Origin of the sequence: Sphingomonas sp. Leaf230, assembly GCF_001421745.1 — a bacterium.
GTDB lineage: Bacteria > Pseudomonadota > Alphaproteobacteria > Sphingomonadales > Sphingomonadaceae > Sphingomonas.
Genome location: NZ_LMKW01000001.1, coordinates 1,066,673 through 1,092,008, shown reverse-complemented (window position 1 = coordinate 1,092,008; position 25,336 = coordinate 1,066,673). Strand labels below are relative to the sequence as shown.

Sequence of the window (25,336 nt, the reverse complement as noted above, 5' to 3'; positions counted from 1 at the left end):
TTTGCGAACAAAAGATTCTATCTGCGTGGTTAAAGCGCCGCGCCAACATCATTGATATGCGCGTATGCCTTGCTTGGCAGCAAGACATCGAACACCGTGTTTCCTGCCAATGGCACTCGCTTTTATACGGCGGCCGGAGATGCACATCACCCACCCCTTCTGCTCTCTTGTGGCCATCTCATAACCGTAGACGGCGTTCAGCCCGGTTTCGCATCCAACTAAGATAAGCCTTCGGTGGGCGAGCATTTGGTCGACTGCGTCGACGCAATTGCACTGCTGAAAGGCAAGTTACAGACGGTAGAGGCTTTGATCGTCCAGGCCGAAGCTCGCCGCGAGCGCATCATTGCAATGGTCCACGACCTGGAGATTGCCTCACGGACTAAACTCGACCGCTGATCATCTTGATCGTCTCGTCGGTATTTCAAAGGCCGTTTGCTATGTGGCGGAAGTTGATCAGCGCCGAGAGATAGCCGTCGCCGTCGGGTATCTTGGGTGCTGCGATCGCATCGCGTACGACCGCGACCTCGAAACCCTGCTCTAGAAACTCTCGCAGGTGTGACTCCATACACATGTTGGCCAGCATCCCGGTAAGAACGATCTGGTCGACGCGTTGCTTGCGCAACTGGAACGAGAGATCGTTGATCCGGGGACCATATAGCTTGTGCGGTGAGCAGATGATGGTCTTGCCATCGTTGATGTATTTCTTGACTTCGGCAGAAAATTAGCGCCGGAATTTTCGAAACCATCGAGCGTATAGGGCCCTTGCGATCGAATATTCCGTTCTTGCGCTGGAACAGTTCGAGCGGACCCTGAACCTTCCGATCATGGTCCCAAGGATAATAATGGTGTGGTGAGATCGCGACCGTCATTCCCGCCTGTTTGGACGCCATGAAGAGCTGGTGGAGAATCTGAACGACATTGTGCTCCGTCACGCTTTCGCCGACCCAAGGCCATGCGAGGCCTTTGGGGCTCATGAAGTCTACTTGGGGATCAATCACGACGAGCGCCGCCCGCTTCGGATCAAGGCGCATGTTGCCCTTTTCCAAAACGGGGTTGGTCGGATCCGCGTAAGGCCCGGTCTTCTTCTGGGCTGCGCTAGCCGTGGAACTCGCGCCAAGCAGCGACACCGTGTCCTGCAGGTAGAATTGCCGCGTCGTCCAGTCGGTCTCCTGGACCCACTGCGCCGTTGCCGGCTGGCCGCCAAAGAACTGCCCTAGGTCGAACGGGCCCTTCACGTCGTTGCGGATATAGCGCGCCGCGCTGCTAGTGTTGCCCTCCGTCCAGACGCCCGCTTCGAAATGGTTGAAGCCGATCCGCCAGCTCAGGCTGCCGAGGATGCCGTCGCGGTCGATGGTATAGCGGGTGTCGCGGATCTGCACCGGCAGGTCGTCCGCGGTGGTTGCCGTACCTTGCGTCGAGAGCCCCGAGATGAAGTTGTTGCCGGCGCCCTTGTCTGTGTGGCGATAGCCCTGGACGCGCGCGCTCAGACCCTTGGCGATGTCGATGTCCGTCGCAAGATAGAAGAGTTCGTCGTTACGCAGGATCTGGCCATTGGTGTAGGTGACGTCGCCGCTCTTCTCCGGCAGTACCGAGGGCGCACACTTGATCGGCGTCGTCGTCACGGCGCAGGCGTTGCGACTGAGATAGGTCTGCCAGTCGGGTGCGTAACCGCCGAGATCCCAGCCGCGGCGTCCCAGCGTTTCCTTGGACAGATAGGCATCGTCGGCCTGGTTGGTGCGCGAGATGTCCGCAAAGGCGGTAAGGCGGAAGCCGTCGGTCTTGTACATGATCTTGGCGTTGATCTGCTTGCTGGTGGACCGGGTATAGGCGCCTTGATCGACGAACAGGTCCTGTCGGGCATATTGGCCTGAGACATAGGCCGACAGGCCTTCATACTCGCCGGTGTCGAGACGGACGAAGGTGCGCAGGGCGTTCTCGCTGCCGACGGTCTGGCTGATCTTGAGACCAAGATCCTTGCTCGGGTTGCTGCTGGTGTACATCACCGCACCGCCGAGATTACTGGTCGAGGCGATGCCGAGTCCGGCGATCCCCGTAGCGAGATCGGCACGACCCAGATTCTCCGAGATCAGTGCGCGGCTGATAGTGAGGCCGTTGTAGTTGTTATAGGCGCCGTCGCCGAGCGGCATCCCGTCGAGCGTGTAGCCGAGATGCGTGGTGCTGAAACCGCGAACCTGTAGCGACATCGACTGTTCGTTGAGGCCCAGCGCATCGATCGACTGCGCGCTGACGCCGGGCAGCATGTTCAGCGCCTTCTGAATGCTGGTGCCGGGCGGCAGCGCGTCGAGGTTCGCCGGCAACAGGGTCGATACCGAGCGGGTTTCACCGGCGCCGACCACGACAATGTCGGCGGTGGTGTCGGCATCTGCGGTGGTGTCGGCATTCTGGAACTGGGGATCGGCAGACTGGGCATGCGCACCGGGCGCGAACGCAGTCAGTGCGGCGGACGCCATCAGAACGGCGTAGCCGCGACCGCTGCGCAGTCCGCGGCGCGAAAAATATGTCATGGTGGTTCCCTGTCGCAGCAGCCGAACGGCCGCCCCCTCGACGCGGCTAGACGCTAGGGGAGTCATTTCGGTGACGAAACGGTGTCGTTTGGGTGACACTTTGCGGGGCAGTTGTTCTGGAACCTAAATCTGACGAACGACGAATGTCTCAATGTTGAAAGTTTCAAACGGTTCGTGAACGACCGAAAGTAGGTCCCCCCGCCACAAGGCGCGACGGCTAGCAGCTGAGCTATGATTGGCGGCGTGAAGAAGCCCTGGTCGTTTCGGTACCCGAGAAGGACGTCGTTGCCGCCGGACCAGCGCTTGAACCGGTCGCCGTCGGCGGCGCCGTCGAGGATCAGTAAGCGCGTGCGCGGGAAGCCGCCGTCGTTGCCCCACACGGCCGACTGCCGAGGGTGCGTGCAGGTCGCGAAGTCCTCAAGCTAGGTCTCCCAGCTGCCGTTGGCGCGAAATCGGTTGGGGAGGGACGTGTTTCGGCAGAAGCGGCCGGACTAACAGCCGTATTCATGTAGATAAGCGCACGCGTCATTCCCGGAGAATAGACCAAGCCGCCCGCTTTTGGAGGGTGTAGACGTCACCCATTCTGTTCGCTGGCGTCATCGAGAAACGTGAGAATCGCTTGAAAAACTTTGTTGCTGCAATAGCTGGAGCGTCGATCGGCAGAGTAATTTCTGCCGTGGCTAGTGATAACTTATCAGAGAAGACCTTTGTAAACTGGGGAGTAGATAGATCGGTAGGTATGTAGCCTTTCTAATTGAAGCCGCTCCACCATCACTTACGTAATCGCCAAAGCGGATTACGTCAGCGACGGCGCAATATCGCTCGCGACCGCGCTTTGCCAGCCATAGACCAATCGGCAGGCCAACCAGCATGTGGAGCGTTCTGACGGTCGCAAGTGCCGGAGAAACCGTTCGTTTAACCTTTCGCGGCTAGATAGCGGTTATGCCGACGTTATCTTCAGCGCCTGCGACGGCAAACGCCAGTCGCCGCCAGAATGCCCTGGCTGGCGCAGTCCGAGGCTGTCGACGCCATATGGCGTTCGCGGCGATTTTCTCCGGGCTGGTGAACGTCCTGTACCTCGTGCCGTCGATCTTCATGCTGCAGGTGTATGATCGCGTGGTGCCGACGCGCGGTGGTGCGACGCTGTTACTGCTCACGCTGATCCTCGTCCTCGCGCTGATCGTGTTCGCAATCCTCGATGCGGTCCGGATGCGACTGCTGCTGCGCGCGAGCATGCGGCTGGAGCGTCGGGCGGCGCCGGGCATCTTGCTGCGGATTCTCGGCACCGACGGCGCGACGATCGGCCAGCGTAGCCAGGCGATGCGCGACTTCGACACGGTACGCGGCACGCTGACCGGGCCGACGATCATCGCGCTGTTCGATGCGCCCTGGGCACCGATCTATATCGGCATCGCGTTCCTGCTCCATCCGTGGATCGGCGTGCTGGCGCTGGTCAGCGCGCTGCTGCTCGGCGGGATCGCGATCCTCAGCGACCGGGTGACGGCGGGGGCTGCGCGCGATGCGCATGCGCGGGCAGTGTTGGCGACGCGCGAACAGGACGTGTCGATCCACGGGTCGGAGGTCGCGCGGGTGATGGGGATGCGCAACGCGCTGATCACCCGGCACCTGCTCGAACGCGCCGAACTCGTCCGCCGCCAGTCTGCGCTCGCAGGGACATCGGGGCAGTTTCTCGCGATCACCAAGTTCCTCCGCCTCCTGCTGCAATCGCTGGCGCTGGCGCTCGGGGCGTTGCTGGCGATTCGTCAGGATATCTCGGGCGGTGCGATCTTCGCGGCGTCGCTGTTGCTGGGCCGTGCATTGCAACCCGTCGAACAGATCCTTGGTGCGATGAAACCGCTCGCCGCCGCGCGCAACGCATACCGCGATCTCGATGCGTTCTGTGCCATGCCGGGACCAGCGATCGAAGCCACGACGTTGCCCGCACCGGTCGGCCGGATCGACGTCCGCGGCATCACCGTACGCGCGGAAGGTAGCGACCGGGCGCTGCTGTCCGACATCAGTTTCGCGGTCGAGCCCGGCGAGATCGTCGCGCTGGTCGGCCCCAGCGGTGCGGGCAAATCGACCTTGCTGCGCGTGCTGTCGGGGGCGTTGTCGCCTGACAATGGCGAGGTTCGGATCGACGGCGCGAGCCTGGCGGACTGGAACCGCGAACAGCTCGGCCGGCACGTCGGATACATGCCGCAATCACCATCGCTGTTCCCGACCTCGGTCCACACCAACATCTCGCGGTTCCAGTCGGTGCTGGCGGGCGAAAGCGAACAGCTCGACGCGGCGGTGGTCGAGGCGGCGCAGGCGGCGGGCGCGCACGAGGTGATCCTGGGCCTGCCCAATGGCTATGCGACGATGCTGAGCATGGCGGACGGATCGGGGCTGTCGGCGGGGCAGAACCAGTCGGTCGCGCTGGCGCGCGCGCTGTTCGGCTCGCCGACGATCCTGTTCCTCGACGAACCCAACGCGCATCTCGACAGCGACGGCGAAGCACGGCTGGTGACGACGTTGGCAGCACTGCGCGCGCGCGGTGCGACGGTGATCGTGTCGACGCACCGGACCGGGCTTCTGCAAGCGGTCGACAAGATCATGGTTTTGCGCGGCGGCACGATCCAGTTGTTTGACGAGCGGGCAAAGGTGGTGCGTCCCGCCAACGTCGCGTCCACGACGGCGACCGGAGGTGCACGATGATCCCCGCCGAACTGGCCAGTCCGGTCCCCGCCGCTGGTGGTGCGAGCCTCGGCGATCGCCTGCGCCTCGACGATTCTCCGCGTCACGCGATCCTGATCGGCGGACTGGTCGCGATCCTTTTCTTCGTCGTTGGGCTCGGCTGGGCAGCGTTCGCGCGGCTCGATGCGGCAGCGGCGGGCGACGGGCAGGTGGTCGTCGCGGGCAATCGCCAGACCGTCCAGCACCGAGAGGGCGGGATCGTCGCGGCGATGGCTGCGCGGGATGGGCAACACGTCCGCGCGGGGGACGTCCTGTTCCGGCTCGAAGGTGCGGAAGTCACCGCGAGCGAACGCGCGCTGGCGGCCAGTGTCATCGACCTCCAGGCGCAACGCGCGCGGCTCGAAGCGGACGTTCGCGGTGGCGCGATCGTCTGGCCCGCCGAGTTCGCGTCCGCGCAGGGCGACGACCTGCGGCTGGTCGAGCGGGCGAAGTCGCTCCAGATCGCGCAGCGCACGGCGCGGTCGGCTGCGCTGGCGGCTAACGGCGCGGTGCTCCGCCAGCAGGCGGCGGCTGTCGCGCAGCAGAAGACCGGCTTCAACGCACAGGCGCAGGCGACCGCCCGTCAGCGCGCGTCGCTCCGCCAGCAGCTCGAGAGCACGCGTACGCTCGCCGACCAGGGCTATGTCTCGCGCAACACGGTGCGGGCGATCGAGCGCTCGATCCAGCAGCTCGAGGGGACCGACGCCGACTATGTCTCGCGCTCGGCGGCGGCACGCGAACAGATCGGCCAGACGCGCGCGGAAGGTGTCCAGACCCGCCGCAAATATGTCGAGGACAGCGCCACGCTGCTGCGCGACACGCAGTTCCAGTTGAACGAGGTGATGCCGAAGTTCGCCGCCGCGCGCGAGCAGCTGGCGCGGACGATCATCCGCGCGCCGGTGGCGGGCCGCGTCGTCGGGCTGCGCGTCTTCTCGGTCGGCGGCGTGATCCAGCCGGGGCAGGCGATCCTCGACATCGTCCCCGACGCCGCGCCGCTCGTGGTCCGCGCGAACTTCTCGCCCGGCGACATCGACGGCGTGTTCGCCGGGCGCGAGGCGGAGGTGAAGTTCCTGTCGCTGCACGAACGCGACCTGCCGATCCTACTCGGCACGGTCCGCACCGTCTCCGCGGATTCGCTCCGCGACGAGCAGACCGGCCACAGTTATTTCAGCGCCGAGATCACCGTCCCGCGCGACCAGATCGCCAAGATCGAGGCCGTCCGCGGGCGTGATACCGGCATCCGCGCGGGCGTACCCGTCACCGTCCTCGTCAAGCTGCGGTCGCGCACCGCACTCAACTATCTCCTCGATCCGTTGACTGAGGCTTTTTCACGGTCGCTCCATGAACGCTGATATTCTTCGCCTCGCCGCCGTCGTGCTTCTGTTGCCGGCCGGATCCGCGCTCGCCCAGACGGCACCGGAGGCACGGTCCGCCGCGCCGGAAACGCTGGGGCAGGCGATCGCGGACGCGTATCGCAGCAACCCCTCGCTGGAGGGGCAACGCGCGCAACTCCGTGCGCTCGACGAGCAGATCGTCCAGGCGGGAGCGGCGTACCGGCTCACTGCAGGCGTCAACATGACGTTGCAATACCAGTCGCAGGACCAGCGCGGCCTGCTCGGCGATTTCGATACCGCGCGAGGGCGGACGCTTGGCGCATCGCTGACTGCCTCGCAGATCCTGCTCAACGGCGGGCGGACCGCGGCCCAAGTATCCGCGGCCGAAGCGACCGTGCTGGCGGGGCGCGAACGGCTGCGCGAGGCGGAGAACGCGATCCTGCTCGAAGTCGTCGATGCGTTCGTGTCGGTGCGGCGCGACCAGGCACTGGTGGCGATCCAGCAGCGCTCGCTCGAGTCCTACGGGCGCCAGGTCACGCAGGCGATCGCGCGCGAACGCGGTGGTGACCTGACGCGTACCGACATCGCGCAAGCGCAGGCGCAGCGCGAGATCATCCGCGCGCAGCTGGCGCAGGCGACCGTCAACCTCCAGGCGAGCCGGGGGCGGTTCGCGGCCGCGGTCGGGCGCAATCCGGGCACGCTGCTCGTCCCGCCGACGCTGCCAGGCCTGCCGCGCTCGCTCGACGCGGCCTTCGCGGTGGTCGAGAAGGAGAGCCCGAGCCTGTGGCAGGCGATCCTGGCGACTAAGGCTGGCGACGCACGGATTGCCGCGCAACGTGCCGAGCGTGCACCGATCGTCGCGCTGTCGGGCAGCTATGGCTATGCGAGTCCGTATTCCTACCGTCTGCGCGATGCCGGTGCGCAGGCGACCGGCGGGGTCACGCTGACGATGCCGTTGCTGACCGGCGGCGTGATCGGATCGCGCGTTCGCGCCGCGGTCGCGGAACGCCAGCAGCTTGGGTTCGAGGTCGAGACCTCGCGTCGTGCCGCACTCGCGAATGCGCAGAACGCGTGGAATCAGGCGGTGGCCGGCGGCGAGCAGATGGCGGCGGGGAAGCTCGCGACAGAGGCTGCGGAGTCGGCGCTGACCGGCGTCCAGCGTGGCTTTGCCGAGGGGTTTCGTTCCAATTTCGAAGTGCTGGACTCGGAACAGCGGCTGCTGACCGCGCAACTCGTCTTCGTTAACGCGACCTACGGGGCCTATGCCGCGGAAGCGCGTCTGCTCGCGACGCTGGGGCGATTGCAGGCGGCGGCGATCGATCAGGCCGTGCCGACCTATGATCCTGCGCAGAACACGCGGCGCGTCCGGGCGAAGACGTTCGGGCCATTCGATCCGGTCTTGGCGCCGGTCGATCGCGCGCAGGTTCCGAGTGCCGCTGCCCGACCCGCACCGCAGCTTGCGCCCGCGACCGACGCGAGGATCAGGCCCGCGCTCGTACAGACGTTGCCCGGACCGGTCGGCACCGCCTTGCCGATCACGAGCGTTCCCATTCTGGCAACCCCGGCGATCGACGACCTCAGCGATACGGTCGTGACGGGTGGGACTTAACGCTTCAATTGCTCTCTTTCCGTCGCGCGGCCCACGCGATTGCAACTATCGCTCAAGCCCCTCGGCACGGTAGAATTGCTCCAAGTCGCGCGTGGTCGACAGCATGAGTTTTGGCAGGACGATCTGGTCGAACAGCGCCGCGTACCGCCTGCGGTTGGCGGGTGTCGTGACAGCGATGTGTCGGATCATCGCCCATGTGACCCGGTCGCTGCCGCCGTCGAGTGCTCCGTGCCTCGTTCGGTCGAACCAGGATCGCCGGAGATAGCGCAGGAGGCTGGTCATCGTCGGCGCTTCGAGAAGTATTACGCCTGTCGCCCGTCCGAGACGCTGCGACAGGCACCGCGAATAATTGCCGTCCATCACCCAGCGTGAGCCGGCGATAGCCAGGTTGTGCAAAGCCAGGAACTCGTCGTCCGGCCGCGGCTGCCAGTCGGTATTTGGCCGGTGGTGAAGCTGGTCGAGATGGATGGCGGGCAGGCCGCGTCCCCTTGCGATCGCGGCTGCCAGCGTCGACTTCCCGCCGTTCGATGGCCCAAGGATGCAAAGGCGAGGGCCGAGATCGTCGAGCGTCATGACCCGTTTTCTACGCCGGTCGCGGCCCCTGCCGCAACGGTTTGACTTCGCTACCGCGCGATCAGTGACCCGTAGAGTTCGGCATAAGCATCGATGATCGTGTCGTGGTCATAATCGCGCCGTACGCGCTCGCGCATCGTCTCGCCCATCGCCAGCCGCATCGCCGGATCGCCGGCGATCGCCAGGATTCCCGCTGCGGTCGCTGCCGGGTTGACCAATGGCGTGACGATGCCGCCATGCCCCGAGTCTGCGCCGCCGCGCCCCTCGATCATCTCGCGACAACTGCCGACATCGGGTGCCACCACCGGGATCCCGCATGCGCCGCCTTCCAGGATCACCAGCGGCTGCGCTTCGGAAAGACTGGTGAGCACGAGCAGGTCGATCTTCGCCATCCAGTCCTCGATCCGCACGCGTCCGGCAAAGCGGAAGACCGGCGTGAGTGCCAGATCCTCGACCAGCCGCGTGCATTCGGCGGCATATTCCGGATCTTCGTCCTCCGGGCCGAGCACCACGAAGCGGATGTCGGGGCGTTCGGCGTGCGCGATCGCGGCGGCGCGGATGAACGTCTTCACGTCCTTGATCGGCACCACGCGGCCGAGCAACGCGACCAGCGGATGCGCCGGATCGCGCTGGTCCGGGAGGCTCGCGAACCGCCGCGAATCGATCCCGTTGGGGATCACGCGGACACGCTCGGCGGCGGCGCCCAGCCGGCGCTGGACCGCCGTGTTCGCGCCGTACAGCGCGACGATCGGGTCGCAACTGTCGTAGCAGGCGGTCGCATAGCTGGTGAACGCGCGCACCCACAGGTCGCGAAGATCGCGGACGCTGCGCTCCAGTTCGAGCCCGGTATCGACCTGATCGCCGATCCAGTCCGCCATCATCACCTCGATCTGGCGTTCGAGCAGGTAGATGCCATGCTCGGTGATGAACGCCGGTCGCCCGGTCTGGCGCGCGGCTCGCGCGGCAAGCAGGCCCGCGAACCCGGTCGAGATCGTGTGATACGCCTTCGCGCGGGGCAGGGGCGTGGTCAGTACCGCGAGCAACCCGCCCAGCAGAACGCGCATCGCCCAGAAATAATGGTGGAAGGACGCCTTGGGGAGCATCGCCTGATAATGGCGCCGGAGCCTGGCGAAGACGGCGGGGTGCGACAGGATATCGCCGGGCGCGAGCGGCCGGGTGCTGCCGCCGATCACGTCGATCAGCGTCGCGAGCCGATCCGCGCCACCCGTCGCGACGAACGCGACCAGCGCATCGGCGATCGGCACCGCGATCCGGTCTGGGATGGCCCGCGGAACGGCCGGCGCGGGCGCGAGGCCGATCTCGACAACCGCGACGACGTTGGGCGGCGGCGTCAACTGGAACGGGAGCAGCCCGGCACCCGGCTTGATCGCGGCGATCACGAACCGGACGTCGGGCAGGTGCGTGATCAGGTCCTGTAGCCAGCCGGACACGCCGCCGATCACATACGGGTACGCGCCCTCGACGATCAGGCAGATGTCGGCGTCCGGTATCTCGACAGACGCTTGTCGCGACCTTTCGGCAAGGGCCGAGAGCGGGATCATGCCGCCGCTCCCGTCAGCCACCAGGTCGCCCGCGTCGTCGCGCCGCGCTGCGTAGCGTCCGTTGGCGCATCGTTCCGCTCCGACGCGGCCTCGATCGCAGTCGCCATCCGGTCGATCGCCGCGTAATCGCCCGCGGCCCAAAATGCTTCCATCATCAACGCGTCGCGCGTCCCAGACCTTGGATCGTCCGCCTTTGAAGGGACCGCGGCGACCATCGTTGCGACCGCATCCTCGCGAAGGTGGAGGCGTTGCGAATCCGACAGCAGCACGTCCGAACGGGCATGATCCGCGAGCAGCGTCGCCAGGCTAATGGCGACTTCCGGATCGGCGCCATTGGCAACGCGCGCCGATAGCTTCGCTCGTGCCAGGACGAGGTTCTCCGCGACCCGGGCGGAAGCCGCCGCCGCCAGCGCGCGGATGGTCTGGTCGCTATCGGTCAGCGCCAGCGCGATTAACGGCGACAGTGCCGGCTCGAACGATCGTACCACCGTCTCCAGCGCGCGCCGCCGCTCGGCAACCGCACCATGACGCATGATCGTGACCAGCGAACTGAGCGTATCGGGCGTCGCATGATGAACGCGTCCGTCGAGCATCCGCGCGACGGCGAGACGCGCGCCGCGCTGTGCGGAGCCGCGCGTAACCGGGCCGAACATCTCGTCATCGGTGCGCTGCGTCTTGGGCCTGGATAAACACCCGAGCGGCAGCGCGACGAGCAGCCCGAGCGGCCCGAGCACGCCGAGCATCGCCGGGGCAAAGTCGGCCGCTGTTCCGCTGCGAAGCCACACGCCGAACCCGAACACGCTCGCCACGGCATGCGCAGCGAGGCCCCAGCCGACCGCGACTCCGGACATCCAGCACACCGCCTGGATCATCATCTCAAAGACCGCCAGCGCGATCAGGCGGAGGATCACGCGACCAGCCCGGCGGATCTCACCGGTTGCCGTGTCGCCTGCGGTAGTTCGGCGAGCAGGGGCGTCAACCAGGCGGCGATCTCGGCGAGTTCCGCGGTACGATTCGCGTTCAGCGCCTCGAAGGGCAGGGTGTGGAGAATCAGGCAACCGACGATCTCGCCGGTCTTCCGGTCGGGCAAGGCGATCGCGGCGACGCCGACACCGTCAAGCGCGTGCCGATCGCTGCGCTTGGCGACATGCAAGATCCGCTTGTGCCGCTCGATCCGCTCCAGCAGGGACGCGGGCAGGACGTCGCGCCGCCCTGCGGTAACCGGCCCCCGGAGCCAGGCACGCGCCTCCCCGCCGGTGACCCTGTAGCAGGTGAAGTCGGCGGTCCGCGCGGCAAGGGCGACCAGTTCGCCAATCGCGCCGCGCCGCTCTGCCCGGTCCTCCGAACTGAGCCGCGTCGCCGTCTCGATCGCATGGCCGACGGTATGCGCTTCCGTCGCGATCTGAACCTGCAACAGGCGATTGGTCTGCGACAGCGTCGCGAACGCGTCGGTCAGACGCGCCAGGTTGCGCGTCGCGACACGGCCGCGCTTTTCCAGCCGATCGTGACGCCCGGTCCGCATGATCGTCACTTCGCCGATGATCCCCGCCACGACGAACCACATCAGCGGCTGAAGCGACAGATGGAACAGGTGATCGAGGTAATCGCGTTCGCCCGGGGTGTCGTGAACGTTGGCGAGCCAAAGCCCCGATGCGATCACGGCTGCGAGAACGCCGGGGCCGGTCCCATACGCCAGCGCCATCACGAGGACCGGCACCCAATAGGGGTTCGGATGGACGTGCGCGAAACCGGTGCCGCCCGTCAGCCACCAGTCGAGTGCGACCAGCGCGGCGAAGGCAAGCGCGATCTCCGCCGCGACGCGTGCGGGGCGTCGCCACCGGGTCTGCCATTTGCGAACAGGGTCGTCGTGCGTCACTGCGTATCCCCAAGGCTGCGTGTCAGCAGCGCCCGTGCGTAGAGTTGGCGACCCGAGAAGCCGGGGCGTGCGATCGATGTGATGCCGCCGCTGCCCTCGACCCGCCAGGCCACCGCGATAGGTGCTGCGATGCCAAGGCTGGCGGTCGGCCCGTCTCCACCGAACCTGTCGACGGTCCAGCCTGCCAGTGCGGTCATCTGCACCGTGCCGAGCGCGCCGCTGAGCAGGCCCTGGACGGTATGGTTCTCCCGCGTGGCGAGCGGGATGATGGCCAAGCTGTCCGCGCCGAGTTGCAAATGCTGGACGTATTCGGCCTCGAACCGATAGGTCAGGCCGAGCGCGGGGAACTGGCGACGAATGAGATAATCGACCCCGCCGCTCGCGACGATGGTGTCGCTCGCGCCGCTGCTCCCGGCAAGCCCGTAGCGGTTCGCGCCGATATCGCCTTGCACGACGAGACCCGGAGTCAGCCGATAGGTCACCCCGAGCAGGGCGCGTGAGAGATACCCGCCTGCCAGCACCTGCGCCGGCGTCGAGTAATCGGGCATGTGCCGGGTCAATGTCACGCGAAATTGGGCATCGGCGGACCCCGCGACGGCCTTGGCGCCGCCCCCGGTGACGCCATCGTCGAGCGCGGCAGACGCGAGCAGCTGTACGCGGACTGCGCCGTCGAACGCTGCGGCGAGCGAGGCATCGACCACGGTATGGCCGGTTCGCACGGTCTGTGAGTCGTCGCCGACACGACTGGCGATATGGCGGAGGCCACCACCGACCGCGAAGGTATCGCCGACCGCCGCGTCGATCCGTGCTGCGAACTCCGCCTGCGACAGATCGCTGCCGTCGCGTGCGGTGACGCCGACGCTCGCGGTTCCCGGCGCGGCGGCGATCGCACGGCGGGCGGTCAGGTCGTCCGCTGCGAGCGCACGGTAATCGCGCGCCGCCCCGCGCACGTCGCCATCGGCAAGCCGCGTGTCGGCGCGCATGCGGGCGGCGCGCCGGTCGGTCGGATAGCGTTTCGCCAACGCGGTTGCGGCGCGCCGTGCCTGCCCCGAATACCCGGCCGCGGCATCCGCTTCGATTGCGGTCAGCGCGGCCTCGGAAGCGCTGTCGTCCACGTTTTCGGCGACCCCATCGTTCGGAGCCGGCGGCGAGAAGGCGAGCGCGACCACCGGGCCCGCCTGGCGCCACGTCATCGTCCAGCCGGCGGCCGGACGCAGGACGAGGCTGTCGTCGTTCCAGCGCAGATCGCCGATCGCATCGCCGGCGGCCTCGCGGAACGCCGCGATCCGGTCCGGCGTCACCGGGTGATCGAACCGCGCGACCAGCTCTCCGTCGCGCTCTTCGATGCGGACGACCGCGTCGTCGGGCCAGGCGAGCACGGCCTCGGGCACCACGACACGACTGTCCGCGAAGACGGTGCGGGGAACGGTCAGCGCCGGCGCGTCCGTCAGGCAGAGCAGCAGTGCGATCATTGCGCCAGCACCGTTCGCGCCCGCCCGGCCTGTCCCTGCGCGATCAGCAGGCGCGCGTGCAGCGCGGCGAGCGATCGGTCGTGCGGGGTTTCGGCACGCAATGTTTCGACCAGCGACAAGGCGTCGGCCCGACGACCGAGCTTCTCGAGTATTTCCACGCGAGCCTTGCTCTCCGCGGGCGTCTGCGCGAGCGCACGGTCCAGCCAGGGACGTGCAGCCCGATCTCCACCGATCCGTGCCTGCACATCAGCCATCAACCGCAGCGCCGGCAGGTCGGTCGGGTCCGTCTCCAGATGCGCGTGGAGCCATTTGGCCGCGCCCTTCGCATCGCCCGCGTTCCACGCCGTCCAGGCGAGATCGATTTGATCGCGTGGCGCCGCGACCCCGGACGCGACGCGGCGTTTCGCGATCGCCGCCGCTTGGGCCGGTTCGATCCTTGCGGGGGCCGCAGCGGACAGCGCCGCGACCTGCGCCGGATCCAGTGCGCGGCCGTCCAGCAACAATGCCAGCACCGCACGACCGGCGGCATCATTGCTAGCCGTTCGGGCCAGCGACAGCCGCATCAGCATCACGTCGGTCTGGCTCGCGAGCGGATGCCGCGACACGAACGCCAGCGCCTCGCCCGGCCGGTCGCGCTCGGCATAGCGCGCCAGCCACGCGCGTTGCTGGGCCGCATTGCCCTGCAGGCTCTGCTGCTTCAGCCAGGCGAGATCGTCGGACTCCGGCCGCGGACCCATCAGGTACAGCACGCGCTGAGCGGCAGGCGCGCTCGGTGGCTGCCCGGTCGCTGCCCGCCGCAGCACTGCCGCCGCATCGGCACGGTAGCCCGACGCGAGCAGTCGTTCCGCCTCCCGCTCGGGTTGCGCATCCGGCGCCGCGGCACGCGCCAGCAATTCGGTACGCAAGCCTTCACGGTCGCCCGCTGTGGTCAGGATCGCCTCGCGCGCCGCCGGACGCTGCTCGACCGGCAGATAGTCGGCAGCCTTCAAGCCCGCCGCGGTATCCTTCGCGCGCGCCGCGACACGGATCGCCAGCCACGGATCCGCTGCACGCCAGTTCGCCGTCGTCGCCGTGTCGAGCAGCGCGATCAGGTCGTTGCGCCCGGCCTTGTCGGCGCGCCGGGCCAGATCGAGCGACAGCGCGGCATCGGGCGGCGGGATGACGTGGTTCGCCGCTGCTGCGATCACGAGGTCGGGCCGATCGATGGCATAGGCCGCCGCAACGATGTCCGCGGCCGGCACCGATCCGCGCTTCTGCGCCGCCTGCGTGACGAGCGTCGACGCATCCGCGGTTCGTCCGGTTTGGCGAAGAAGATCGACACGCAACCGCCACGTCGCTGCCGCCCCGCCGTCGGGCCGTGCCGCAAGATAATCCAGCGCCACGGCCGGTCGCTTTGCCGCGACCAGATCATAGGCGACCTGCATCGTCGACACCGATTGACCCGCGGTAATCAGCTGCGCGGTCAGCGCGGCCAGCGCCGCTGCATCGGCCGTGGCGATCTGCGCCGCGATCGCCGGATGCGCAGGCGGCACCACCGGGGGCGCTACCGGCGCGACGAGCAAACTGCTCGTCGTCGGCACAGGCTGTGCGCGACGCTCGGCGTGAAGGATCTCGCGGTCGTTCGGCAACAGCATCAGCCCGCCCGCGAGCAGGCTAAGCCCCGCCAATGCGGGCAGGACGATCGCGAGACGTCCGCGTCGGCGGTCGATCCTCATCAACTCGGCTCCGGCACCAGCCGGTCGAGCGCCAGCGTCGCGACATAGGGGCTGAACCCCGCCGCCCGCTCGCGCGCGTACAGTGCGGCGACCTGCTTCGTGTCGGCCGGGTCCCAGTAATCGAGCGTCATCAGGCGCAGCACCGGGTTCCGGGCCTTCGCCGCACGCAGGCGACCGGCTTGCCAGGCCCAGTCCGAATCGCTGAGCAATTCATAGTGCTTGGCGGCAAAATTCCACCGCGACGCCATCGCCTCGCCGAGCAGGTAATCGATCTTCGGCGCGACGTCGGGCAACAGCGCATAGCCGCGGTTGAGCATGATGCGGATTCTGGGAAAGCGCGCGCGTACGGCGGCGATCAGCGTCACGCCTGCGGCCACCATGCCCTTGTTGGCTACCGGATCCTGCCGCTCCATCGCTTCGGCGTTGTCCATCGTATCGATGAAGATGCCGTCATAGCCGAGCGCCAGGATCGCGGGGACGAGCCGGTCGAGCACCGCCGCGCGCCACGCCGGATGGCGCAGGTCGGCAAGCCGCGCATCGGGCCAGTTGGGATTGGCGGCCCTCAGCGCGCCGGCCTTTTCGAGCGCGGCGAAATAGGGCCGACTGCGCTCCACCTCGCCGAAGCTGACATAACCCAGCAGGATGCTGCCGGGGCCCCGGAGCGGTGCGATCGGGCGCGCGTGATGCGGCTCCAGTACCAGCAGCGCGCACGTCCTCGCCAATACTGGATCGGTCGTTGCACCGTAATCGACGCCCCAGCGCAGCGCGGCTTTCGCGGACGGCTTGGGCGCGGCATCCGACCGCGATCGAAGCCCGAGCGTCAGGGTCGTTGCACCCAGCGCCAGCATCCGCCGCATGATCTTCCGGCGCGGCATATCCGTACTTCCCGTCACAACAGACGCCCTCCATGCCCCACGACCGAGGGATTGTTGCCGACGAACAGCAGGTAAGTGAGGTTTACCGTAGCCTCGGCGACCAGCGCCAAGCCGACCGACGCACCGATCACGGCGCCGGCCATATAGCCCCAGCCGAATGCGGCAAACCCCGCATCCCATTGCAACAACGTTGCGACGCCGCTGCCGATCGCGAACGCCGTCCACGTCAGCAGAATCCGCCCGAACAGGTCGTAATAAGCGAGCACGACCGTCGTCGCGATCACCACGAGGTGAAAGACCGTGCCGAGCGAGGTCTGGCGAAACGCGAAAATCGCCCGCGCGTCCGCGCCGATCAATTCGAACAGCGGCACCGCGAACACCCAGGCGAGCGCGGCGACGAGCGCCTGCACCAGCAGCATGATCCGCAGCCCGTCGAACATCGTCCGCGCGAGTTCGCTGCGCGCCTCCTCGATCCGTTGCAGCGTCGACGTGCCGGTACACCGCACGATCATGTCGCCGAACGCGCGATCGAACCGCGTCTCGGTGACGATCAGCAACAGCGTCAGGCCCGGCACCATCGTCAGCAGCCCGAGAAAGCTGCCCTGGTCGTTAATCGGATTGAGTCGCAACAGCCCGATCGCGCGGATGCTGTCGGGCCCCGCCCACAACAGCCATTTGTCGATCCAGATCGCCGCGACCCCGGCGATGCCTGCCGCTGCAACGATCCACGCAAGCCGCGGCGCCATCGCATCGCGCGTCGGCAGGACGGGCGGCGCGGAGAAGTGCCGACGGATCACGACGACGATCGCGGCCAGCGTCAGCCCGATACCGCCGGCGATGACCGCAAGCACGGTGACGACGTCAGGCTTCGGCAACAGCGCCAGCAACATCGTCGCAAAACCGATGCCGAGCAGATAGGCGAGGGGGATGGCACGGTAGCGGCGCAGGGCCGTAAGCAGGGGAGCAGCGATCCAGACCTGCGTCAGCCACGCGAGGATCAGCGTTGCAAGGGCGGCCTCACCAAGCTGGAGCCGAGCGAGGGTCCCGAACACAACCGCGCCGATTCCCAGCGCGATCGCGCCACCGATGGCGAGCGCGACTAGCATGATGCCGGAAACACCGCCCCCATCGCGTGCGAAGATACGATCTGCGACCATTCGCGTCGCGAGGATGCCGACTGGCGCCGCCGCCAGCGCGGACAGGCTGAATGCATAGACCAAGATCGTCTGCACCGTCCGCGCGCCATCGGCGCCAAGGTGCGCGCCCGACCAGTGGTTCAGCATCGCCATCGCGACCGCGGTGATCAGCCACGGCCCGGCGCTGATCACCGCACCGAATGCGGCGGCGCCGACGATCCCGCCGACGCCGCCCTCAAGCGCGGTTTTCGCTAGTTGGAAGCCTATGCCCGCCATAACACTGCCGGCCTATGCCGCGGACTACATGAAGAAATCGTTCGCAGTCAGCACGTGATGCCCGGTCAGCGCGATCGAGAAGTCGGCGGCCGAACCGCTGTCGGTATTGCCCTCGACGACGGTGAATTCCTTCCCGCCGATCATCTGGTAGCTGTAGCGGAGCTGCCCCGGTGCGGTGAACTTGCCGGTCGTACCGATGAAGCTGAACGCCTGATCGCCACGCGCGAACAGCGACGTGTTGGCGTCAATCATCGACAGGTCGATCTTGTCGTGCCCGACGGTGAAGTCGGTGATGACGTCGCGCGACGACGACGTCAGGCTGTCGCCCTTCACTTCGAAGCGGAAGACGTCCGCGCCTGCGCCGCCGGTCATCGTGTCCATGTCGTCGCCACCGATCAGGATGTCGTTGCCGTCGCCACCGTTGAGGATGTCGCGACCGTCGCCACCGATCAACGTATCGTTGCCCGCGCCGCCGTTGAGCGTATCGTTGCCGAGACCACCGGTCAGACGATCGTTGCCGCCAAGCCCGTTCAGCACGTCGTTGCCCCATCCGCCATCGAGCACGTCCTGCTCGCTCGTGCCGTTGATCATGTCGGCGAACATCGTACCGGTCTTGGTGATCCCGACAACATCGGTCACGCCGATCGTCAGCGTCTGCGTGTCGATCGCGCCCCGCGCATCGGTCGCTACCACGGTTACGCCGTAGATATTGTCGCGGTTGGCGTCGGTCGGTGCTTCGTAATCGGGTGCCGTGACGAACTTCAGCACGCCGGTCGTCGCGTCGATCGAGAAATTGGCGCCGTCGCCGCCCGTACCGATCGAATATTTGATCGAATCGCCCCAGACCATGTTCGCGTCGGTCGCGGTGATGGTGGTCAGCGCCGTGCCGTTCTCGGCAATCGACAGCGATCCCGTCGTGCCGCCGCCGAACGAGGTCAGCACCGGATCGACGTTCGCCTGATGGCCGATCTTGACGTCGTGCACGCCGATCGCGCCAAGATCGATCGTCAGGATCTCGCCGATCTGGCTCGCGATCGTGCCGCCGCTCACCGTCGTCCAATCGGTCCCCGGCGCCTTCAGGTCGACGGTGACCTTGCCTTCGCCCTCGACCGTGAACGCAAGGTCGCGGCCGTCGCCGCTCAGCGTCGTCAGCGTCGCACGCATCGGCAGCGCGGTGATGTGCGTCACGTCGTCCGCGACCGCGCCCATCGTGATCACATAGGTGCCGCCCGCCTTCGGCAGGAACACCGTGTCCGCGTCGTAGGCGTACCAGTTGGCGACGTTCTTGATCACCTGACCGCTGCTCTGGCCATCGACGTCGAGCGAGAAGGTGCCCGTGGTCGCGCCGACCGTCGCGGTGATCGTGTTGCCGACGACGGTCGAAGTGATCGTTGCATTCTGGAACACGCTGATGCGCCCTGCGAGATCGGCGAGCGTCACGAACTCGACGCCAGCCGCAGCTGCCTGCGCGATGAACGTCGTGAACATCTGCTTGGTGTAGAGGCTGGTCGCGCCGTCGCTGGCCCACATCGTCGGGCCGTAGTCATGCCAAGGCCAAACGATGACGGGGGTATCGGCATTGGCGGTCAGCGCGCCGAATTCCTTCGCCCATGTCGCGCTGGCCTCGGCGACGGTCTTCTTCTGGAACTCGATCAGCGAGAAGTCGAAGGATGTGTTGGGCGCCAGATAGACCTTGTCATCGGTGGCGTTCTGCGGCGTCATATAGCCGATTGCGTTGGGATAGCCGGCACCGACGCCCGAATAGCCGCCGCTGAGATACGTCACGTATTTCAGGATTTCCTGGCTCGTCGCGATCTGCTCGGGCGCACCCGGTACCGCGGCACCACCGACCGTCACGGTCTTGCCGAGATACGCGCTCAGCTGCTTTTCAAGCTCGGTCCGCGACTGGCCGAACTCGAACGCGATCTGCGCGTCGGTGAGCAGGTTGGTGTCCATCGGATGCGTATAGCTGTGCGTGCCGATCTCGTTGCCCGCATCGAGCAGCGCCTTGTATACCGGCAGCGACACAGCCCAGTCGGTCGCCTCGCCATTGGCCGGATCGTTGCCGATGTTGACGTAATAGCTGCCGACGAAATTATAGTTCGTCTTCCACTCGGTCAGGATCGGCAGCAGCTTGTCGTAGATTCCAGGCGCGGTGCCGGCCGGATTGACTTCCTCGATCTGCTTGCTCTGGTCCATGTCGACGCGCGACGCGAACAGCCCGGCCTGACGGGTCATCTGCAACCCGACCGACAGGCCGTCGCCATGCACCGAATAGTCGATCGCCTTCTGCAGCAGATTGTCGTCGGCCATCACCGCTTCACTGGAGAACAGCACGTTGCGGCCCCCCGTCTGCGTCGCGATCGCTGCCGAATAGGTCTGGCCGTTGACCGTCTCGGTCGCGATCGTCGTCCCGGTCCCGCTGACGCTGGTGAACGCGTTCCAGCCGACACCGGTATATTGGCGGATGACTTGGCCGTCCGTGTAGCCGTCGAGCACGAGGTGCGACGCATCGCTCGCCTTCACCGTCACGTCGGCGGGGAATCCACCGGTCACGCGCGTCGCGTCGAACAACAGCTTCATCCGCGAATATGAGTCGCCAGCGAGCGCGGTATTGTCGGCGCCGTTGGTCATGAACTCGCCCGCTGCGACCAGGCCGATGCCGAACTGCTTGGTCGCCTGCTCCAGCGTCTGCGCGATCAGGTCCGCCTTGCCCGCCTCGACGTTGCGGAACGACGGGAAGACGATCGTGTCGTACTTGGCGAGCGTCGCCAGGCTGGTGAGGTCGCCCTCGTTCAGGATATCGAACGGCACGCCAGCCTGCATCGCCTGGGACTGCGCGGCCATGAACAACTGCGAATAGGCGGTCTTGCTGAAATAGGCGTTGGCGGTCGAATCTGACCAGACGATCGCGATCCGGCGCGACGCGTCGGCGACGATGCCGGTGTCGTTGAAGACGGTGAACGCGGGGTTCGAATAATTGCCCGGCAGAAACGCGGTGTCGTTGACGTCGTAGATCGTGTCGATCGCCTGCGGATTGCCGATCGCCGCCTTGGGCACCTTGAACTCGACGGTGGTGCGATCGGCGGACCACGCCGCCTGCAAACCGCTAGCTACGAGGGTCTGCCCGGCCGCACCGCTGTACAGCGACACCGTACCGTCGGCGGCGAAGTTGACGTTATACTCGGCACCGCCGGCAAAGCCGAACACCTGGTATCCGGTCTTGGCGTTACGATCGGTGTTAAGCCAAGCGGTGGTATTCGCGCCGATCATGGTTGGGGCGGTCATCGCGAAGGCAAAATCGGCACCGTCGCTACGGGCATAGATCGCATAGCCGGTGCCCAGACCACGATCGATGCGATCAGCGGTGGTCCAGTCATTTAGCATGCCATCTAGCATCACCGGTGTTGCGTTCGTCATCGTTCGTCCCCGTTTCAGCCACGGGCTTCACGAGGGCGGCAAGGCTGCCCGTCACGAAGCTCGAGCGCCGCTTAGCGAATACATTCCGTCTTTCGAACAGCTTAGATACTCAGCTTGGGCGGAACTGTCTCACCGTGGTACGGGGATGCTCGTCTCACCGCCGTGCTCGCACCAGATAGGCATGAGGGCGGGATGACAACGGACTGTTGGGCGATTCAAGTAGATCCTTGCCCCCTTCCATAGGCCTTGTTCGTAGAAAGCAGTCGAATACCGAAGGCGCTGGCAGCGGCAGTTAAGTCTCACCTATTATCTTTCAAAGACTATTTGTCGGCGTGTGAAACCGAGATGAAGGGGTGTTCGGGTTTTGGTAGGCCCGAAACTGTGACTGCACGTCCGGAGCTGGGGGCTGCTAGCATCTTTGAAAGTTTGGTACCAAATGGTCGCCATGACGATGGTATCATTGACTAATCTTCCTATAACGGTCAGGCAGCGACCGTCGACTTGCTGATCGCGAAGGGTGCGAACGCGTGTCGTCCCGATCGCGATCAGAGCAACACCGCGCAGATGGGCGTCGCCTTCAAGGGCGAGGACTCAATCGCCGCACGCCTGTTGAAGGCCGGATGCGACGTGAACGCGCGCAACAACGCCGGCCAGACCGCGCTGATGATGGCATCGCTCTTCAACCGCACGCGGCAGGTCGACATGCTGCTCGCTGCGGGTGCCAATCGTTCGATCCAAGATGCCGCGGGTCGCTCGGCCAACTCGGTCGCCGCCGATCAGGGCAACGCTCCGATGGCGGCACGCGTAAAGCACTGAGTGTCGATGTCGTTCCGCACGGACCGGTCGTCGGCACGTGCGGAACGACGAAGAGGATCAGTTACGGCCGATTGTCGAGTTCCGGCACGCCGCTGCTCTGGTCCGCATAGGCAGCGAGGAACGTTGGTCGTCCCTGCCAGCGCCGCCAGAACGCGTCGATCTGCTCAAAGCGCTCGTCGAGCGGCATCGCGTTCACCGCGAACTTCGAGAACGCGATCGCGGTCGCCATCGTGATGTCCGAGAAGGTCGGCTCGTCACCGCCCAGCATCCACGCGCGACCGTCCGACAGATGCCGGTCGACCAGCGCGGTATGCGCCAGCGCCTCCTTGCGGCAATGCTCGCCCCACGCGGCGTTCGCGGTCAGCTCGAGCTTGGGGCCAAGACCCTGATGGAGGACGTGGAACGCGGTCGTGATGCGGTAGAGGATGTGCACCCAGATGCGGTTGTCCCACATCGTGTCGAGACCCTGCTGCTCCGGTGTCTCGCCCATGATCCGCCGGCCCGGATATGTTTGGTCGAGATAGCGAACGACTGCGGCCGTCTCTGAGATGAAGCTGCCATCCGCCAGTTCGAGCGTCGGCGTCTCGCCCCAGGGATTCATCTTCAGGTGCTTCCACTGCCGCTGCTCGCCGACCGGCGACATGTCGTAGACCGTTTCGTCGAAGCGGTCGGCAATGCCTTTTTCGTGCAGGAAGATGCGCAGGCGCTGCGGGTTCGGGAAGGCGGACGGAGAGGTGAACAGGCGAAGCTTTGTGGTCGATGGCGACGTTTGAACCGTCATGACGTATCCCTACCAAGTGATCGGTAGTGGCTAACTGCGTGCTTGCGTGGTGCACGTCAACGTCTATCTACCAGTTGGTCGGTTGGCGGGATGGAAATGTCTATGGCGAGTTCGAATTCCAGGGAAGCCGTGCTCGCCGCCGCGAAGCGAAGCGCGATGGCCCGCGGCTATAACGGCCTCAACTTTCGCGACATCGCTGCCGAGGTCGGGATCAAGGCACCCAGCATCTATCATCATTTCGCGACGAAGGCCGAGCTGGGCGCGGCGGTCGCGCGACGCTATTGGGAAGATACCGTCACGCAACTGGCGGCTATATCGGACGAGGCGCACGATCCGCGCATCGCCCTATGTCGCTACCCCGAGATCTTTCGCAAGTCGCTCGCGAACGACAATCGCATCTGCCTGTCGAGCTTCATGGCCGCCGAATACGACGATCTCCCCGACCCGGTCAAAATCGAGGTGCAGAACTTTGCAGACGTCAACGTAGCGTGGCTCAGCACGCTCCTCGTCGACGCCGAAATCCTGGGTCCCGACGAAAGCGAAAGCCGAGCTAGGGCGATCTATGCGGCGGTTGCGGGCGCCCAACTGTTCGCACGCGGTCGTGCGGATATTGCCCTCTTCGATACGATGATCGACAGCTACCGCGCGGCCGGGCTTTTGCCGGCTTAGTAGCAGGGGCCGGACATGCGGTGTTCGACCGAATGCGTCGGTCAAAGCTCCCGAGCCGGGCCTTCCGGTAAGGCAATTTCGGCAAAATGGCGACGGATGTAGTCCAGCTTTGGATCGATGTAGCGACGACAAAACGGCCTGTCCGGGTCAGTCCGGTAGTAGTTCTGGTACCGCGCGTCCGAGGGTTTGAAGTCGACGAAGGGAAGAACCGCTGTACGCGCCGTCTCGCCAGTTTCCTCGACAAACCGAGCGATCACGCGGGCAACGTCATCGTGTTGATCCGCGGCGAAGACATAGATCGCGCTCCGATACCGCCCGCCGGGCGAGTAGATGCCGTTCGCCGAATGCGTTCTCAGGTGAACCTCCGCCAGCGTCGACAGGCTGATGATTGCGGGGTCGAAGCTGACGATCACGGCTTCGGCCCACACGTCCGAAGGCGCCTCCGACCGAATGAAGCCCTGATCGACGTGGTCGACGCCGCGCAGCGCCTGAAAGACACCCTCGGTGCACCAATGGCAGCCGCCGCCAAACCCGATTCTATCCAATCCCGCTCTCCCGTGCCCTGACCGCATGATGCATATGGACGCTGGCCGCAGGTCTTGAACCCGGTGGCCAAGATTCCTGAAGTCGGATGCGGGCACATGCCAATGGGGGATGCCGCGTCCGACGTTGCTTCACCCGTTTCGGGCCGCCACCATCGCGCGTCCTGTCGACGGTCGGAATTTTAGTGAGGCCAGTGCAGCGAGGCAGATGAGTGCGCCGACCAGTGGCACCATCCAGGCCATCGTCAGCAAATTGCGCTGCTCGACCGGGCCGAAGGGCGCCGATGCGTCCCACCCGATGATCGACAGGCCGCGCCCGAGCAGTGCTCCGCTGATGCCGCCGCCAAGCTTCAAGGTGAGAAGCAACAGCGCTACCGGTAGCCCCTCAAGCCGGATACCCGTCCGGTGCTCGCCGTGGTCGATCGATCCGGCGAGCAGTACCCAGATCATCATCTGCAATCCTGCGTTGCCGATCCCGAACAACGCGATGCCCGCTATCGTCCCGAATTTGCCCGTTGCGAATACGAGAAGACCGATGGCGATGATGGTCAGCGCTGCGGCCAGAACCTCTCGCTGCCGGACACGACGGGCAATCGCCATCCACGCCGGCAGCGCCACGAGTTGCGACACCGCAAGCGTCGTCAGCGCGCGGCCCGTCCACGCCGCGTCATGGATCACGCCCTTCCCGATATAGGCGAACGATCGCGCGAAGAACGGCAAGGTCAGGGCCTGTGCGAACCCGAGCGCGAGCAACATCAGGAGCGGCCGATTGCCGATGATCCACGCAAGCGATCCGCCGTGCTTTGGCTCGGATTGCGGTATGCTCGCCACCGGTACCGATGCCGAGGACAGCCACAGCGTGCCGACATATGCCAAGGCGGCAAAACTGGACACGGCGAGCAGCTCATAGCCTCCGTCATTCGTCGGATCGACGAACGCCTGTGCGAAATGCGCGACCGCCAGGGCACCAAGGCAGCTGAACATGTACCGCAGGCCGGACAAGGTCGTCGCCGCGCCCGGGGTCTTGGTCATCCGCATCATCAGCGCGTTGTGCGCTACGTCGCAGACCGAGTACGCAGTACGGAACAGCAACACGATCGCGATTGCCCAGGCGAGGATCGCGCCGCCGCGCCAGCCCGGATCGACGAAGAAGATCGCAAAGAAAATCCCGACAAAGGGCGCTCCGACGAACAGAAGGCGACGATACGTGCCGAGCCTGTCGGTGGACCGATCGAGCAGGCGCCCGAGCAGGGGATCGCAGAGGCCGTCCCAGACGAGCCCGATCATCACGACCAGTCCGGCGACCCCAGCCGATACGCCCCAACGCTCGGTCAGGACGAACAACAGGAACACGTCCATCGTCGACGCGAGGACGTTCTTGCCGAAATTGCCGCTGGCGTAACCGACCATGCGCATCCGACCGGCCTGCGGCCGATG

Annotated in this window: 17 protein-coding genes and 1 pseudogene; 5 read left to right on the top strand and 13 right to left on the bottom strand. The window is 65.9% G+C overall.

Going from position 1 to position 25,336, the window contains the following annotated elements; translation table 11 throughout:
* Positions 1 to 218: 218 nt before the first annotated feature.
* Positions 219 to 2,525, bottom strand: coding sequence for a TonB-dependent receptor plug domain-containing protein (locus tag ASE82_RS20340; protein ID WP_443025065.1), 2,307 nt, complete (start codon positions 2,523 to 2,525; stop codon positions 219 to 221).
* Between the two features lie 942 nt (positions 2,526 to 3,467).
* Between ASE82_RS20340 and ASE82_RS04645 the strand changes: the two genes are divergently transcribed.
* From ASE82_RS04645 to ASE82_RS04635, 3 genes are read left to right on the top strand one after another with little or no spacing between them, the layout of a single operon-like run.
* Positions 3,468 to 5,225, top strand: coding sequence for a type I secretion system permease/ATPase (locus tag ASE82_RS04645; protein WP_056059389.1), 1,758 nt, complete (start codon positions 3,468 to 3,470; stop codon positions 5,223 to 5,225).
* Positions 5,222 to 6,595 carry an HlyD family type I secretion periplasmic adaptor subunit gene (locus ASE82_RS04640; RefSeq protein ID WP_056059387.1) on the top strand — a complete coding sequence of 458 codons (1,374 nt, stop codon included), beginning with the start codon at positions 5,222 to 5,224 and terminating at the stop codon, positions 6,593 to 6,595. The genes ASE82_RS04645 and ASE82_RS04640 overlap by 4 nt, the downstream gene beginning before the upstream one ends.
* Positions 6,585 to 8,186: a TolC family protein gene (locus tag ASE82_RS04635; protein WP_056059384.1), complete on the top strand. Its 1,602-nt coding sequence runs from the start codon at positions 6,585 to 6,587 to the stop codon at positions 8,184 to 8,186. Before ASE82_RS04640 ends, ASE82_RS04635 begins: the two co-directional genes overlap by 11 nt.
* Positions 8,187 to 8,231: 45 nt before the next feature.
* On the opposite strand, the gene ASE82_RS04630 is transcribed toward ASE82_RS04635, so the two are convergent.
* The 9 genes from ASE82_RS04630 to ASE82_RS04590 are packed head-to-tail and all read right to left on the bottom strand — an operon-like array spanning position 8,232 to position 21,091.
* A complete protein-coding gene (locus tag ASE82_RS04630; RefSeq protein ID WP_056059382.1) occupies positions 8,232 to 8,759 on the bottom strand; it encodes an AAA family ATPase in 528 nt (175 codons plus the stop codon).
* Positions 8,760 to 8,809: 50 nt separating this feature from the next.
* A complete protein-coding gene (gene pelF, locus ASE82_RS04625; RefSeq protein ID WP_056059380.1) occupies positions 8,810 to 10,321 on the bottom strand; it encodes a GT4 family glycosyltransferase PelF in 1,512 nt (503 codons plus the stop codon).
* On the bottom strand, positions 10,318 to 11,232 hold the full coding sequence (locus tag ASE82_RS04620) for a hypothetical protein (RefSeq protein WP_056059378.1): 915 nt from the start codon (positions 11,230 to 11,232) through the stop codon (positions 10,318 to 10,320). Before ASE82_RS04620 ends, pelF begins: the two co-directional genes overlap by 4 nt.
* Positions 11,229 to 12,197: a hypothetical protein gene (locus ASE82_RS04615; RefSeq protein ID WP_056059376.1), complete on the bottom strand. Its 969-nt coding sequence runs from the start codon at positions 12,195 to 12,197 to the stop codon at positions 11,229 to 11,231. The genes ASE82_RS04620 and ASE82_RS04615 overlap by 4 nt, the downstream gene beginning before the upstream one ends.
* Positions 12,194 to 13,669 carry a hypothetical protein gene (locus ASE82_RS04610; RefSeq protein WP_056059374.1) on the bottom strand — a complete coding sequence of 492 codons (1,476 nt, stop codon included), beginning with the start codon at positions 13,667 to 13,669 and terminating at the stop codon, positions 12,194 to 12,196. The genes ASE82_RS04615 and ASE82_RS04610 overlap by 4 nt, the downstream gene beginning before the upstream one ends.
* Positions 13,666 to 15,384, bottom strand: a complete 1,719-nt coding sequence (locus ASE82_RS04605; protein ID WP_056059372.1) for a hypothetical protein — start codon at positions 15,382 to 15,384, stop codon at positions 13,666 to 13,668. Before ASE82_RS04605 ends, ASE82_RS04610 begins: the two co-directional genes overlap by 4 nt.
* Complete coding sequence (locus tag ASE82_RS04600) at positions 15,384 to 16,259, bottom strand: endo alpha-1,4 polygalactosaminidase (RefSeq protein WP_056059371.1); 876 nt, start codon at positions 16,257 to 16,259, stop codon at positions 15,384 to 15,386. The genes ASE82_RS04605 and ASE82_RS04600 overlap by 1 nt, the downstream gene beginning before the upstream one ends.
* 14 nt (positions 16,260 to 16,273) lie before the next feature.
* The gene (gene pelG, locus ASE82_RS04595) at positions 16,274 to 17,671 is read right to left on the bottom strand and encodes an exopolysaccharide Pel transporter PelG (RefSeq protein WP_056059368.1); all 1,398 of its coding nucleotides are present in this window, start codon (positions 17,669 to 17,671) and stop codon (positions 16,274 to 16,276) included.
* A 24-nt stretch (positions 17,672 to 17,695) separates the two neighbouring features.
* Positions 17,696 to 21,091: a M10 family metallopeptidase C-terminal domain-containing protein gene (locus ASE82_RS04590; protein ID WP_056059366.1), complete on the bottom strand. Its 3,396-nt coding sequence runs from the start codon at positions 21,089 to 21,091 to the stop codon at positions 17,696 to 17,698.
* A 486-nt stretch (positions 21,092 to 21,577) separates the two neighbouring features.
* Here ASE82_RS04590 and ASE82_RS04585 point away from each other — a divergent pair.
* Positions 21,578 to 21,907, top strand: a pseudogene (locus ASE82_RS04585) (ankyrin repeat domain-containing protein); the annotation flags it as partial.
* 61 nt (positions 21,908 to 21,968) lie between these two features.
* Here ASE82_RS04585 and ASE82_RS04580 read toward each other — a convergent pair.
* Entirely contained in the window at positions 21,969 to 22,688 is a 720-nt protein-coding gene (locus ASE82_RS04580) for a glutathione S-transferase family protein (protein WP_056059364.1), read from the bottom strand.
* 102 nt (positions 22,689 to 22,790) lie between these two features.
* Between ASE82_RS04580 and ASE82_RS04575 the strand changes: the two genes are divergently transcribed.
* Complete coding sequence (locus tag ASE82_RS04575; RefSeq protein WP_056059363.1) at positions 22,791 to 23,357, top strand: TetR/AcrR family transcriptional regulator; 567 nt, start codon at positions 22,791 to 22,793, stop codon at positions 23,355 to 23,357.
* A 41-nt stretch (positions 23,358 to 23,398) separates the two neighbouring features.
* On the opposite strand, the gene ASE82_RS04570 is transcribed toward ASE82_RS04575, so the two are convergent.
* Positions 23,399 to 23,902, bottom strand: a complete 504-nt coding sequence (locus tag ASE82_RS04570; protein ID WP_235524572.1) for a peptide-methionine (S)-S-oxide reductase — start codon at positions 23,900 to 23,902, stop codon at positions 23,399 to 23,401.
* A 129-nt stretch (positions 23,903 to 24,031) separates the two neighbouring features.
* Positions 24,032 to 25,309, bottom strand: coding sequence for an MFS transporter (locus ASE82_RS04565; RefSeq protein ID WP_162236682.1), 1,278 nt, complete (start codon positions 25,307 to 25,309; stop codon positions 24,032 to 24,034).
* Between the last annotated feature and the right edge of the window lie 27 nt (positions 25,310 to 25,336).